Annotated in this window: 9 protein-coding genes; 8 read left to right on the top strand and 1 reads right to left on the bottom strand. The window is 71.6% G+C overall.

Annotated elements, in window-relative coordinates:
• Positions 1 to 153 precede the first annotated feature (153 nt).
• The 8 genes from IT371_03265 (at position 154) to IT371_03230 (ending at position 9,384) form a co-directional block, all read left to right on the top strand.
• Complete coding sequence (locus tag IT371_03265; protein ID MCC6746650.1) at positions 154 to 2,124, top strand: 3-isopropylmalate dehydratase; 1,971 nt, start codon at positions 154 to 156, stop codon at positions 2,122 to 2,124.
• Between the two features lie 47 nt (positions 2,125 to 2,171).
• Positions 2,172 to 3,428, top strand: coding sequence for a hypothetical protein (locus IT371_03260; protein ID MCC6746649.1), 1,257 nt, complete (start codon positions 2,172 to 2,174; stop codon positions 3,426 to 3,428).
• 13 nt (positions 3,429 to 3,441) lie between these two features.
• Complete coding sequence (locus tag IT371_03255) at positions 3,442 to 4,527, top strand: hypothetical protein (protein MCC6746648.1); 1,086 nt, start codon at positions 3,442 to 3,444, stop codon at positions 4,525 to 4,527.
• A gap of 18 nt (positions 4,528 to 4,545) precedes the next feature.
• Positions 4,546 to 5,793, top strand: a complete 1,248-nt coding sequence (locus IT371_03250) for a hypothetical protein (protein MCC6746647.1) — start codon at positions 4,546 to 4,548, stop codon at positions 5,791 to 5,793.
• A 550-nt stretch (positions 5,794 to 6,343) separates the two neighbouring features.
• Complete coding sequence (locus IT371_03245; protein ID MCC6746646.1) at positions 6,344 to 7,858, top strand: Rne/Rng family ribonuclease; 1,515 nt, start codon at positions 6,344 to 6,346, stop codon at positions 7,856 to 7,858.
• A gap of 57 nt (positions 7,859 to 7,915) precedes the next feature.
• Positions 7,916 to 8,221, top strand: coding sequence for a PilZ domain-containing protein (locus IT371_03240; GenBank protein MCC6746645.1), 306 nt, complete (start codon positions 7,916 to 7,918; stop codon positions 8,219 to 8,221).
• Positions 8,218 to 8,805, top strand: coding sequence for a J domain-containing protein (locus IT371_03235; protein ID MCC6746644.1), 588 nt, complete (start codon positions 8,218 to 8,220; stop codon positions 8,803 to 8,805). Before IT371_03240 ends, IT371_03235 begins: the two co-directional genes overlap by 4 nt.
• A gap of 9 nt (positions 8,806 to 8,814) precedes the next feature.
• Positions 8,815 to 9,384 (top strand): DUF4178 domain-containing protein, encoded by a 570-nt coding sequence (locus IT371_03230; GenBank protein MCC6746643.1) that lies wholly within the window; start codon positions 8,815 to 8,817, stop codon positions 9,382 to 9,384.
• Between the two features lie 8 nt (positions 9,385 to 9,392).
• Here IT371_03230 and IT371_03225 read toward each other — a convergent pair whose 3' ends face one another.
• Complete coding sequence (locus IT371_03225) at positions 9,393 to 13,967, bottom strand: tetratricopeptide repeat protein (GenBank protein MCC6746642.1); 4,575 nt, start codon at positions 13,965 to 13,967, stop codon at positions 9,393 to 9,395.
• Positions 13,968 to 14,009 lie beyond the last annotated feature (42 nt).

The following is a 14,009-nucleotide window of genomic DNA, read 5'->3' as shown; positions in this document are numbered from 1 at the left end:
CGTGGGCCGCGAATTTGTCAATTGTGACCCGACGAGGCGCCGCGCGCCCGTGCTGGGGCTCCGGGCCGCCTCGCGCGTGGCCTGTCGCCACTCGTTGATCGGGCGGCGCGGGGCGGCTAATGTACGCCGCGCATGACGACGCCTATCCCCCCCATGACCCTGACCGGCAAGATCCTCTACCACCACGCCATCGCGCCCCGTCGGCCCTGGGTCGAAGCGGGGGACCTCCTGCGCGTGCGCGTGGACTGGACCATCGCGAGCGAGCTGGCCTGGAACGGTATGAATCGGACCTACGAGGAGCTCGGCCGGCCCACGCTAGCCGACCCCGACCGCTTCTATCTGGCCCTCGACCACACGGTGGATCCGGTGACCCTGGCGCGGGATCCGCGCACGCAGCGGCTCGCCCAGCTGGCCCGCGACTTCGCGAAGGAGGCGAAGCTCCGCTACTTCTACGACGCCAACGTCACGATCATGCACACCACGTTCTACCGCGACCTGGTGCGTCCCGGGGACCTGGTGCTCGGGGCCGACTCGCACACCAGCTCGCATGGTGGGGTGGGCGCTTTTGCCATCGGACTCGGCGGCGCCGACGTGGCGGTGGCCATGGTGCTCGGCGAGACCTGGATCGAGGTCCCCGAGGCGATCGCCGTGGATTACCGCGGCAGCCTCCCCTTCGGCATCGGGGGCAAGGACGTGATCCTGCGGACCCTCGGTGAGCTCGGCCGCAACACCGTGGCCCTCGAGCGCACGGTGGAGTTCGGCGGCGACGCGGCGCGGGGCTTCTCCACCGACATGCGCTTCACGATCTGCAACATGACGGCCGAGTTCGGCGGGCTCAACGGCATCTTCGCCCCCGACGGCAGAGTGGGCGAGCTGCTCGGCCGGCGCGCCGAGCATCGCGACGGGCTCTTCTTCGCGGCGGACCCCGACGCGCCGTACGTGGCGCGCTACCCGATCGACCTCGCGCGGCTCGGGCCCCAGGTGGCGAAGCCTTTCGCGCCGGACAACGTGGCCGCCGTCGAGGAGGTGGCGGGGACCGCCCTCCACGGCGCGTTCATCGGCGCGTGCACCACGACCGAGGAGGAGCTGGTGCTGGGGGCGCTCGTGCTCGAGCGGCTGCTCGCCGACGGGAAGCGGCCCGTGCCGGCCGAAGGGAAGCGGCTCGTTGTGCCGGGGAACCTGGAGATCGCCGGTCGGCTGCGCGAGGCGGGGCTGCTTGCCGCGTACGAGCAGGCCGGTTTTCGCGTGGGGCCGCCCGGCTGCAGCATGTGCCTCGGCGTGGCGTCGGACCGCGCGGGCGAGGGCGAGGTCTGGCTCAGCTCGCAGAACCGCAACTTCGAGAACCGCATGGGCCGCGGGTCGCTGGCCTGGCTCTCCTCGGCGGCGACCGTGGCAGCCTCGGCGCTGGAGCTGCGCGTGGCCGACCCGCGCCCCGTACTCGAACGCGTGGATCGGGCGCGCTACGACCGGCTCCTCGGCCGGACCGGCGCGGCGCTTCCGGAGGTGCGTCGCGACCAGCCTGCTCCGTCGGCGACGGCAGTGACGGGGGCGGTCGGCGCGGCCACCCTCGGCGGCGACGCTGCACCCGCGAGGCTCCGCGGCGCCGTACAGCGGTTCGGCGACCACGTCGATACGGACGCCATCATCCCCGGCGAGTTCTGCCACCTCACCGACGTGGCCGAGCTCGGAGCGCGCTGCTTCCATCACGTGCGTCCGGAGTTCGCCGAACGCGCGCGTGGCGGACGGGCGATCGTCGTGGCCGGGGAAGGGTGGGGGTCGGGCAGCTCGCGCGAGCAGGCGGTGTGGGCCCTCAAGGGAGCCGGCATCCGCGCGGTAGTGGCGCGATCCTTCGCCTTCATCCACAAGCGGAACCTGGTCAACGAAGCGCTTCCGTACATGGTCGTCACCGACGACCGCTTCTACGCCCTCGCCACCGAGGGGGCCGAGCTCGAGCTAGATCTCGGCGCGGGGACGGTCACGGCCCTCGCGACGGGCGAGGTCTTCCGCGCGCGGCCGCTCTCGCCGATGGTCCAGGCGCTGGCGCAACACGGAGGGATCGTGGAGGCCATCAGGCGCCACGGCCCCGAGACCTTCTCCCGCCTTCAGGGAGGGCAGAGCGCGTAGCCCGCCGTCGTGGCGACGCGCGCGCGGACTATGATAGGGTGCCTCGCATGATCACCTGTCCCAAGTGTCTCGTTCCCAATCCGGATGGCAGCGCCGCGTGCATGGCCTGCGGCACCGCGCTCGCGGCGCAGCAGTTCGCGCAGGCGCTCGACCGGGCGCAGGCGCCCGCCGCGCCGCAGGCGTCACCGTCGGCCGCGCCGATGGCCTACGCCCCCGCGCCCTCCGACCTCCCGGCCTCCCCTGCCCCGACGCTGGGGCAAGGGGCCTACGGCGACGCGTCGGCCCTCGGTTCACCGGACGGGTCGTTCGGCTACGCGCCGGCCGGTGGCCTCGGGGGGATGGTGGGCCTGGACGCCGGGTCCGCCGACGTGAGCGCCTTCATGCAGGCGCAGAAGGCCAAGAAGCGCAACAAGGCGATGGTCTGGGTGGTGGCGGTCGGTCTGGTGGTGGCGGTGCTCGGCTTCCTCGGCTACCGCAGCTCGCAGAAGAAGGCGCTGCGCGAGGAGGTCGGCCAGTTCGTCGCGGCCTTCCGCAAGGTGGACGACGGCGAGGTGGACGAGTTCTGGAAGTGCGTGGTGCGGTCGAAGGGCGTGGACGTGCGGCTCGCGCCCGACAACATGCTCCTCACGAACGGGCTCGAACAGGCCTTCAAGTCCTTCCCGAAGAGCCAGCCCGACCACCTGAAGAAGAAGTGCCTGCCGCTCCTCGACACCATCGCGGCGAGCTTCGGCCAGGTCAAGCCGCCGTCGGGCTTCGCGGCCCGACTGGATGCCCTGAAGGCGGTCTTTCCGGCCGTGAAGAGCGTCTTCGACGGTTACGCGAACAAGCTCGACAGCCGCAAGCAGCTCGCGGCGAACGAGCAGGCGATCCTCGCGGCGAGCGCGGCCTTCCACGATGCGCAGCAGTCGGATCAGACCAAGTCGTGGGGCTACGTGAGTCTCCTCGCCTGCGCCGTGCCCGACCTGCCGAAGATGGCCGCCAAGGTGCAGAAGGCGCCCGACACGCAGCTGCTCATCGAGCACATCTTCAAGACCTGCAAGGCCGAGCCGAGCTACGCCGACAAGCTGCGCAAGGAGTGCTACGCCGGCCTCGAGGGGGGCAAGAAGCACCCGGCTCACGCGGCGGTCCACAAGAAGATGGCCGGCGACGACCGCGACCGCTCGGCTCTCGAGGACTGCTTCAAGCGGGCCAACAAGGGCTTCTTCGACAAGGATCTGAACGAGGTCGGGCAGGCGTGGGTCAAGTACCGCGAGGCGCGCAAGGCGGTGCTGGATGAGGTGGCGAAGTACAAGGACGAGCACTAGTCCGCGCCGCGCCGTGCCTCGCCGATGCCCCCAGGGGCAGTGCTCGTTCCGCCCTGCCATTCTCGTAATCGCCGTCGTTCTGCTGGGCGCGCCGCTCGTCGCGCCGCCGGGGGTGCGCGCGGAGGAGCCGGACCCGCCCGCCACCATTTCCGCCACGCGACCGCCGAGCTTTCGTCCCGGCAGCGAGCAGCCGCTCGAGAACCCCTTCGTGCTGCGGCTGATGGACGACCCCGGCCTGGCCGAGGAGGTGCTCGCGCGCGGCAAGCTCGTGAGACCCCCCGGGAGGCCGGCGGTGAAGGCTCTCGTGCGCAAGAAGCCCACCGAGCCGTCGGTGATGTTCCGGCTCGGCGTGCAGCTTCCACCTCATCCCCCGGTGGAGGTGTTCTTCAAGCCGCGACAGCGCGGGTACCGCGACTGGGCCACGGAGACGGCCGTCTGCCGTCTCGCGCGCCACCTCAGGGTGCGCATCGCCCCCTGCCACGAGCGGGTGGTCCCCCGGAAGGCGCTCGAGGCGGCCCTCCCCCGGGTCCCCGAGCAGCTGCGCGAGAACCTGCTCTGGGAGGAGGGCCCCGAGGGGCCGAGCCTCTACGGCTTCTTCCGCGTCTGGGCTCCCGCCTACGTGGACCGGCTCGGGACGCACCGCGCGACCCGCCAGAACCTCCTCGCGCTCGCCTCCTTCCTCGCCCCTGCGCGGCGCGAGGAGGTGCGAAGGAGCGCCCTGCTGCAGGAGATCGCCGACGTGTTCGTCCTCGACTTCCTGGTCTACAACAACGACCGGCGGCGTAACCTCGGCAGCGTGCGACACGCTCCGGACGGCGTCCGGCTCTTCGCCATCGACTTCGGGGACGGCCTGTCGGCCAGCCCGCGCAAGAAGCGCTTGTGCAAGGCGCTCCTCGCCGAGCTCGGGCTCTTCCGACGCACGCTCGTGGAGCGGATCCGGCACCTGACCGAGGAGCAGCTCGTGACGCTCTGGCACCGGCCGAACAGAGGCTGGCTCGTCGAGCGGGAGCACGTGGCGATCGTCCTGGCGCAGAAGCGGCGCCTGCTGGAACATGTGGCGCGACGCGAGCGCCAACACGGAGCGCAGATCTATTTCTGAGCATGGAGGTGGGGAGGGATGCAACACACCGAGAGAGTGGCGCAGCTCAGGGCGCAGGGCGTGGAGCTGCCGGCGCCGGAGGCGGTGGAGCTCGGCCCCGAGGTGCGGCTCGAACAGCTCCATGGGCCGGGCACGGTGCTGCACGCCGGCACCAAGCTCTTCGGCAAGGACCTGCTCATCTGCCCGGGGGCGCGGATCGGCTTCGAGGCGCCCGCGACGGTGGAGAACTGCGCCGTGGGTCCCGGGGTCTCGCTGCACGGCGGGTACTTCTCCGAGGCGGTCTTCCTCGACGGGGCGTCGATGGGGTCGGGGGCGCACGTGCGCGGGGGAACGCTGCTCGAGGAGCAGGCGAACGGCGCGCACACCGTGGGGCTCAAGCAGACGGTGCTCTTGCCCTTCGTGACGCTCGGCAGCCTCATCAACTTCTGCGACGCGCTCATGGCCGGCGGCACGAGCCGCAAGGACCACAGCGAGGTCGGGAGCTCGTTCATTCACTTCAACTACACGCCGTTCGGCAAGCACGGCGACAAGGCGACGGCGTCGCTCATCGGGGATGTTCCGCGGGGGGTGATGCTCCGCTCGCCTCGGGTCTTTCTCGGCGGGCAGGGGGGCCTCGTGGGTCCGCTGACGATCGACTACGGCACGGTCCTGGCCGCCGGGTTCGTCTATCGGCGGGACTACGGCCCGAACGAGCTCGTGGTCGGCGAATCGCTGCCCGTCATGAAGCGGGCCTTCTCTCCCAAGCGCTACGGGCGCGTGCGCGCCAAGGTGGAGAAGAACCTGCGCTACATCGGCAACCTGGCGGCGCTCTGGCACTGGTACGAAGCCGTCCGTCTCCCCCTCGCCGGGGGAGACGCGCTGCGCCGCGCGCTGTACCGGCGGGCGCAGGCGGCCATCGCGAGCGGCATCAAGGAGCGCATCAAGCGCCTCGCCGATCTGGCCGACGGGATGGGGGAGTCGATGGCCGAGCTGGAGGCCGACACCGGTCGGGGCCAGACCGAGCTCGGCGAGCAGCGTGCCTTCGCCGCGGCGTGGCCGGCCCTCGGGGCGCACCTCGAGGCCTACGTCGAGCGCGGCGAGCACGACCGCCCTGCCTTCGAGCGCTTTCGTCGCGCACTCGAGCAGGGGAGCGCGACGAGCTACCTCGAGCGTGTGGCGGGGTTCAGCGAGGAGTGCGTGGCGGCCGGAACGGTCTGGCTCGAGGGGATCGTGGCGCGCACGGCCGACGCCCCGCACGCCCACGGCAGCGTCGCCTCACCGTCGTAGCCCGCGCCTGGCGCTAGCCCCCAAAAAAGCGGAACCCCCCGGCTCTTGTCCTGGGGGGTTCACCAACACCTGAAGATTTAGCTAAGCGAGAAGTCTAAGAAAAAGCTAGTCTATCCAAAGTCTAAGCCGTCAACCCGTCCCACGGACACGGCCGGTCGCTCAGTATGGGTCGTAAGGGAGCGTACCGTACCGTGTTGACGGGGCAACAAATTAGCAACGGATGTGCCACAGGGGCGCCGGTTCGCTAAGTCCCCACAGTTAAAAAACTAACGCCGGCGAGGGGGCAGGTCGGGGCCGGCCGGAGCGCGACATCCGTGTCAGCCACCCGGGGTCGGGTGAGGCCCGGAGAGGACGCGGATTACTGTTTATAGTGTTGAATTAACACTGTATTGCGTTGTGTGACGCGCTGGCGCGCCCCCCCTGCGTTCCCACCGGGCGCCCTGCGCGAAAGGTCGTAGACGTCTCGCCGCCGACGGAGTACCTCTGCGGCGGGGAGCCCGTCTCCTCCAGCAGAGCCCCTGCGCCGCCGAACCGACAGGCCACACGCACCATGAGCTGCCTCCTCCTCATCAACGCCGACGGGCCCGAGAAGCGCGTGGCGCTCCTCGAGAACGGGGACCTCACGGAGGTCTACGTCGAACGGAGCCGGGACCGCGGGATCGTGGGGAACGTCTACAAGGGGCGCGTGGTGCGCGTCCTTCCGGGGATGCAGGCCGCGTTCGTCGACATCGGGCTCAGCAAGGCGGCCTTCCTCTACGCCGGGGACGCCCCCGGTGGCGAGGACGAGCCGCGCAAGGGACGCTCGTCGGTCGGCTCCGACAGCGCGCCCGAGGGAGAGGAGCTCGAGCGCGAGGTCGTCGAGCAGGTGCCGATCCAGCACCGCGTGCGCGAAGGGCAGGAGCTGCTCGTCCAGGTGGCCAAGGAGCCGATCGGCACCAAGGGAGCGCGGGTCACGAGCTACATCTCGCTGCCGGGGCGGCACCTGGTCTACATGCCCACCGTGGACCACGTGGGCATCTCGCGCCGCATCACGAGCGAGGCGGAGCGGCGGCGGCTCAAGGAGCTCGTCGAGGGGATGCGACCGCCGGGGACGGGGGCCATCGTCCGGACGGTCGCCGAGGGAGCTTCCGAGGAGAGCCTGCGCGCCGACATGGAGCTGCTCGTGAAGCTCTGGGAGGAGACCCAGCGCCGGGCCGAAGGGGCGAAGGCGCCCGCCTTGCTCTACAGCGACCTCGACCTCTCGCTGCGGGCGGTGCGGGACCTCTTCTCCGACGCCGTCGAGCGGCTGATCATCGACGACCAGGGCGAGTACGCGCGCGTGACGGACTTCGTCTCGGCGTTTCTGCCGCAAAGGCTGCCCGCGCTCGAGCTCTACCAGGGCAACGAGCCGCTCTTCGACGCGTACGGGGTGGAGCTCGAGCTGGATCGCGCCATCGACCGCAAGGTGTGGCTCAAGTCGGGGGGGTACCTGATCATAGACCAGGGCGAGGCGCTCACCGCGATCGACGTCAACACCGGGCGCTTCGTCGGGCGGCGCAACCTCGAGGACACGATCACCAAGACCAACCTCGAGGCGGTGAAGGAGGTCGTGGCGCAGCTCCGGCTGCGCAACATCGGCGGCCTGATCGTGATCGACTTCATCGACATGGACCGGGAGGCCAACCGCCAGAAGGTGGGCCGGTCGCTCGAGCAGGCCCTGCAGGCCGACCGGGTGAAGTCCAACGTGCTCGAGATCTCGGCCCTAGGCCTGGTGGAGATGACGCGCAAGCGCGTGCGCGAGAGCCTGAGCCGGCAGCTCACCGAGGCCTGTCCGTACTGCGAGGGGCGCGGATTCGTGAAGAGCGCCCTCACCGTCTGCTACGAGGTCCTGCGCGAGATCCGTCGGCAGGCCCCGACCTTGCCGGGGCAGGGGGTGCTGGTCTGCGTGCATCCGGACGTGGCCGACCTGCTCGCCGAATCCGAGCAGGATCACCTGCTCGTGCTCGAGCGGCGCTACGGCAAGGCGCTGCAGGTGGAGGCGCAGCAGAACTTTCACCTTGAGCAATTCGAGATCCATGTTAAGTAGAATCATGTGCCTGGGATTAATCAGCTTTCTGATGTTTGGCCGCGGCGGGGTGGTGCGATGAGGGTGCCCCGGGACCAGCGCGTGACCATCAACCACGAGTTCGCGAGCGTGGAGCAGTTCATCAGCGAGTACGTCACGAACATCTCGCGCAGCGGGGTCTTCATCCGCTCGAAAGACCCGCTCCCTCCCGGGACGAAGGTCAACCTGCGGTTCAGCGTGATCATCGAGGAGATCGAGACCATCGAGGGGATCGGCGAGGTGGTTCGCGTCTCGCACAACCCGCCGGGGATGGGCGTGGCCTTCGTCGAGCTGACCTCCTACAGCCAGCGGCTCATCGAGCGGCTGCTCGCGAGGAAGCCGTGAGCATCGGCAAGCGCTTCGTCGACCTGATGCGCTCGAACCTGAACGCGCTCCTCGACCGCGCGGGGGATGGGGGCCACGCCCCGGGTGGGCGAGCTCTCGAGGAGCTCTCGGACCGCGAGCTGGAGGCCGAGATGGCGCGGCGGCGGCAGCGGCGCGAGGCAGCCGAGCGAGGGGCGGCGCGATCGGTGGACGCTCAAGCGCGTGACGAGGTCGAGGAGGCCCTACGGCAGCCCGGCCGCCGACCGGGCGCGGAGACCCGGCGCGAGGCCGGGCCGCAGCCCCGGAGCACCGGGAACGCCGGGAGCACGGCGAGCGCAGGTCGCGGGGGAGCCGGGGGGCCGCAGGCGGCGGCGCGTCCCCGGCCGGCGGGACAGGACGAGCGCATCGCGCGGCTCTACGCGCAGCTCGAATGCCCCTACGGCGCGGACCAGGAGGCGGTGCGCAAGCAGTACCGGGTCCTGATGCGGAAGTACCACCCCGATATGCATTCGGGGGACCCCGAGAAGCAGCGCCTGGCGACCGACCTGAGCCAGCGCCTGACGACGGCCTACAACGAGCTGCGCCGCCTCCTCTCCACGCGCTAAGCTGAACGCATGGAAGTGTTGGTCGCCATGCTCCTCGCCGGAGGGTGCCTGTCGCTCGGCGTGCACCTCGCGCGACGACGGGGACGCGGCGGGACCCAGGTTCAGGCGGTCGCGGTGGTTGCGGAGCCCTCTGAGCCCTCGCTGGCGGCGCTGAAGCCCGAGGACGTGCTGGTCCTCGACGGGCGGGACCTGATCGTGAAGGGCGTGGCCGTGCTGCGCGACGGCACGCGACACTGGTGCGAGGTGCGCGCCGACGACGGCTCGGGCGAGAGCTGGGTGGTCGTGCACGCCGAAGATCAGGACGGTGCTCTCGTCGGGCGGCTCGTGGCAGGCCTGGTGGCGGCGGGAGAGCCGCCCGAGATGCTGGAGCACGAGGGGGCTGTCTACCGCTTGCAGCGGAGCGGCCACGCCGAGGTGGAGGTGGCCGGAGCCGTCGGCTTCTCGGCGGGGGAAGGGGCCTACTGGGAGTACGCGCGCGTCGGGGCCTCTCGCATCTGGATCCGGCGCTTCGGCCGCTACTATCGGTGCTTCGCGGGGGAGCGCGTGGCGCGGCACCTCTTCGAGATCCTGCCCGCGTGATCGGCAGCTCAATCCTCGGGCGGGCGGCGAATGCGGGGCTGCGACGAGCGGGCGTCCAGCTTCGGGCGCGTCGCGTCCTCGTCCTCGGGCTCGGCGGCGGGGACCGGCGGCATGGGTAGGGGCGGAGGGGGCGGCGGTGGCGCGCGCCGTGCGAGCGGAACCGGCGACGGGGGCAAAGGCCCGGGGCGCGGCCCGAGCTCGCGCCGCAGCGTCGAGACCGCCCCGAGACCTCCGGCTGCGGGTCGGCCCGGTGCACGACGACCCTCGGTGAGCTGCTCGAGCCGTTCTCTGACTCGCACCGAGCCGGGCAGGAGGGCCAGCGCGCGACGGTAGTAGCCCTCCGCGCGCTGCGCCGAGAGCAGGCGGCGCGCGGCGACGTCCCCCGCCGACAGGAGCAGGGCGGCCTGCGTCTTGCGGTCGAGGCGCGGCACCTCCGCGGCGCGCTCGAGGTAGCGGAGGCTCCGGTCCCAGTCGGCCCGCGAGAGGGTCAGCGCGGCAAGCACCTGCAGCGCTCCTCCGTGCTGCGGGACGGACACGAGCACCTGCTCCATGGCCTTGATCACGCGAGACAGGACGCTGGTATCCACCTGGCCGAGGAGCTGCGGTTCGAGCGGCGTCGAGGCCCAGGATTCGGCCACGTCCTGCCAGGCCTGCAGCGGCGTGCGCGGCACCTCGCCGGGGCGGAGCACGAGCTCCTGCAGACGCCGCACGGCCACGTCGCGCTGCGCGAGGTGCAGGTGGCAGAGTCCCACCTTCAGCCAGAGCTCCGCCATCTCCTCGGGGGACTTCTGATCGGTGTAGGTCTCGATCAACGCCTCGGCGATGCGCAGGGTGTTGTCCCATTGCCGCCTGCGGTAGCAGAGCTCCACCAGCCGGTTCAACGTCGGCAGGTACATCGGCTCGCGACCAAAGGACTTCACGTAATAGGAGAAGGCCTGGTCCTCGTCGCCAAGCTGCTCGCTCGCGAAGCCCAGCCGGTAGAAGTAGTCGTGCAGGTCGGGCAGCTCTGCCCCCGAGCTGACGACCTGTTCGAGGAGGTCTCCCGCGCGCTGATAGTCGCCGGCCTCGAAGTAGATGGCCGAGAGGCGCTCCGCCGCCTGGGCGTTCTTGGGGTCGGCCTGGAGCGCCTCCTCGAGGGCCTCCGCGGCGGCGCTCGGCCGGTTGAGCTGCTTGAGGAGGATGTCGGCGGTCTGGAGCAGGAGCTCCGTGCGCTCGGCGGGGTCCTCGATCAGCTTGAGCTCGAGGCGCGCGGCGGCCACGGCGTCCCGCCACTGCTGCTGGGCCAGAGCGAGCTGCCGCACCGCGGTAACGGCCGGGCGATAGGTGGGGGCGAGGTGCACGGCGCGCTCGAAGGCCTCTTTGGCCCCCTCGACGTCGGACTGCTGCTCGGCGCAGATGCGGCCGATCTCGCAGAGCGCGGCCGCCCGCTCGAGAGGGGGCAGCTCGTCGGCGCTCGCGCGGCGGCGGATCAGCGCGACGAGCAGGTCCCAGCGGCCGAGGGCCGTGTAGAGCCGACGGAGCAGCGGGAGGATGTCTCCGCGACCTGCGTCGAGCTCGAGCGCCTGCTCGAAGTGCGTGGCCGCGGTTTCCGGGTCGTTCAGCCGCTCGAGGAGCAGGCGACCCATGTCGAGGTGCAGCCGGGCGAGCTCGAGCGGATCGCTCTCTACGCCGATCTGTTCGCCGATGAGAAGCGCGAGCTCGCGCCACGCTCCACGTCGCGCGAAGATCTCCGCGAGGAGTGTGGCCGCGGCGCGATCGCCGGGGCGGGCTTCGCGCACCTTCTGACAGAGAGCCAGCGCGTCGTCGTCCCGCCCGAGGTGCGCGGCAAGGACGCGCGCCGCGCGGGTGAGGTGCCGGCTCCTCCGCTCCAGGTCTGGCTCCAGCTCGGCGCAGCGCCGCAGGATCGCGGCGAGCTCGCGCCACTGGGAGAGCTTCTCGTAGACCTCCACGAGGCGGCCGAGCACCTCGCGGTGCTGTGGGGCGAGCTGCAGGGCGTTGCGCAGGTACCCGGCCGCCGTGCGGAGGTCCTGCATCTGGTCCGCGGCGAGCCGCGCCAGGTCGAGGTAGACCGGGATCTTCTCCTCGGGCTTCAGCGAGCGGGAGATGTCGTTCAGGAGGAGAGCCTCGAGCTCTCGAAGGCGGCCCAGGGCCGAAAGGAGCCGCCTCAGCTCGCTCCGCGGGGCGCCGTCGGTCGGGCAGAGCTCGACCACGCGACGCCACTGCGCCGCGGCGAAATCGAGGTCGTGCAGGTGCTGCTCGGCGAGCTGCGCGATGTTGCGGTGAAGCTCGGCGCGCGACACGGGGTCGTCGGCGGCCTCCGCCGCGCGGCTGAGCAACACGGCCACCGAGCGGTAGTCGCCGCTCGCCTCGTCGTGGGCGCGGCAGTAGGCGAGGGCCTCGTCGTGATCCGGGACGAGCGAGAGGAGGTCGCCGTAGTGCCGGAGCGCGCCCGCCGCGTCCCGCAGCGGCCCGGCGTAGAGCCCCCCGAGCTCCTCGAGCAGCTGGATGCGCTCGCGGTCGGTGGTGCGCGGGAGCAGGTCCTCGAGCGTCCGGGCGAGGGCCGCGTGGTTGTCGAGTACGCGATGCAGCCGTCGGACTTCCTGCGCCACGGCGGTGTCGCGCGGATCGAGCGTGAGCGCCTGCTCGAAGGCCTCGACGGCGCGCACCGGATCGCCGAGTTCGTCGCGTAAGAGGTGCGCGAGCGCCTGGAGCAGGTCCTTCTTGCGGTCGGCGCGCGACTCGTGGCGCGCGGCCGTGGCGAGCAGCTCTCCGAGCTCGAGGCGTAGGCCCGCCTCGCGGAGCGCGTCCTCGAGGAGCCGCAGCTCGGCGGTGGCCGACGGCGGGCACAGGTCGAGCGCGCGTTTCAGCAGCTCGTTGCGTCCGGCCTGCGCGTCGTCGGCCTCGGCGTCGGCGCGGTGCGCGGCCTGGATGAGGAGCCGCACCGCCTGTTCCGGATGGGCGGCAGCGAGCGCCTCCGCGCGGCCCGAAAGCTCGGCCACCCCGGGGTCCTCGACGCGCTCCGAGGCCCGCAAGCCGGCGAGAGCCGCGAGCGCCGCGGGGTCCTCGGGCCGCTCCGCGAGCACCCGGCGGTAGAGCTCGGCGGCCGCCCCCGTCTCGCCACGCTCCCGGGACTGCTCGGCGAGGTCGCGCAGCAGCTCCAGGTACTCGCCGGCCGGAAGTCCCGCCGCCTGCCGCATGCTCATGAGGCGCAGGCCGATGGCGTGGCGCTCTCGGGACGCCGGGTCGAGACGGGCGAGCAGCGCCGCGGCGAAGGCGTGATTCGCTGGATTCGTGGGGTCCAGACGGGCTACGAGGCGTTCGAGCTGGTCGAGCCGTCCGCGCGTGCGCTCGAGCTCCACCAGCCGGCGCAGCGCCTCGTCGCGGTGCTCGGGGACCACCTGCTGGTTCGCGTAGCGCCGCAGGGCGATCACCGCTTGCTCGGTGCGCCCGCTGCGCTCGAAGATCTCGACCCGCTCGCGCAACGCGGCGAGGTCGTCGGGGTCGAGCTGAAGCATCAGCCCGTACGTCTCGGCGGCGGCCAGCTCGTCCTCGAGCATCTCGCGCTGAAACGTGGCCAGCTCGCGATAGACGGCGAGCTTGCGCGGGACCTCCACGGCCCGCAGTGTCTCGCGCTGGAGGACCTGCAGGTAGCGCCCCCAGTCCTCTCCCTGCGCGTAGAGCCGCTTGAGCTCGGTCGGCTCCTCTCCGAGCTGCTCCTCGTCCCACGCGTGCCACCAGGCCTGGCAGGCGCGCTCGCGGTCTCCGAGGCGCAGCTCCGAAAGGCGCGCGAGCTCGCGCCAGAGGGCAGCTCTCTCTGTGGAGGACGCGGCGGCCGGGGCGCTCGTGGCGAGGAGCTCGGCCAGCTCCTCCCACTGCTCGTGCGTCTCGAGGTGGCGTCGGGCGGCGGCGAGGGCGCGCGGGGCGCCGGGCTGCAAGGAGAGCGCGAGCCGGTACGAGGCGTAGGCGTCCGACTCCCGGCCCAGGCGGTGCTGGAGCTCGGCCATGCGCAGCGCGCACTCGAGGGGGTCGTCGTCCTGCAGGTCCGGCAAGACCAGCGAGAGGGTCCATACCTGCCCCTCGAGGCTCCCGCCGTCGTCGAGCAGGGCCTCTGCACGGCGGGCCGCGGTGACGCGCATCCGGCGGAGCGCCTCGCCGCGCAGGCCCATGGTGCGCTGGTAGAGGCGAACCGCTCCGTCGGGGTCGCCGGTCGCCGCGAGCAGCTCGGCGGCGCTCAGGAACAGGGCTCCGCGCTCTTCGCCGTCCGTCGCCAGCTCGGCCGCTTGCACCTGGAGCTCCGCCAGGGGTCGCGCCTGACCGGCCTCGGCAAGGCAGTGGTGGAGGAGCAGACGGGTGTCCAGGTTCCCCGGCTGCGCGCGCCAGGCCTCCCAGAGGTGCCGAATCGCGGTGTCGATGTCCCCATCGCGGCGACGCGCAAGCATGAGCTGCGCCGCCTGGAAGTGGAGGCTCGCCAGGACGGTGGGGTCGCCTCCCGCGGCGTGGTGTGCGATCCCGCGTTCGACGCGCCCGAGGTGCTCCGCGCCGTCGTCTTGGACCCCGCGCGCTCCTTCAGCCGACGCCGACATCGACTCCCATCATAGACCGGATGGACCGCCGGGAGGCGCGTG

It is taken from the genome of Deltaproteobacteria bacterium (assembly GCA_020848905.1).
Classification (GTDB): domain Bacteria; phylum Myxococcota_A; class Polyangia.
The sequence above is the reverse complement of the archived record's forward strand: the minus strand, read 5'-3'. Positions and strand labels throughout refer to the sequence as shown.

Coding starts and splice junctions, on each gene's coding strand:
- IT371_03230 (MCC6746643.1), top strand. CDS start 8,815: ATGGAAGTGTTGGTCGCCATGCTCCTCGCCGGAGGGTGCCTGTCGCTC.
- IT371_03225 (MCC6746642.1), bottom strand. CDS start 13,967: ATGTCGGCGTCGGCTGAAGGAGCGCGCGGGGTCCAAGACGACGGCGCG.
- IT371_03245 (MCC6746646.1), top strand. CDS start 6,344: ATGAGCTGCCTCCTCCTCATCAACGCCGACGGGCCCGAGAAGCGCGTG.
- IT371_03260 (MCC6746649.1), top strand. CDS start 2,172: ATGATCACCTGTCCCAAGTGTCTCGTTCCCAATCCGGATGGCAGCGCC.
- IT371_03250 (MCC6746647.1), top strand. CDS start 4,546: ATGCAACACACCGAGAGAGTGGCGCAGCTCAGGGCGCAGGGCGTGGAG.
- IT371_03240 (MCC6746645.1), top strand. CDS start 7,916: ATGAGGGTGCCCCGGGACCAGCGCGTGACCATCAACCACGAGTTCGCG.
- IT371_03265 (MCC6746650.1), top strand. CDS start 154: ATGACCCTGACCGGCAAGATCCTCTACCACCACGCCATCGCGCCCCGT.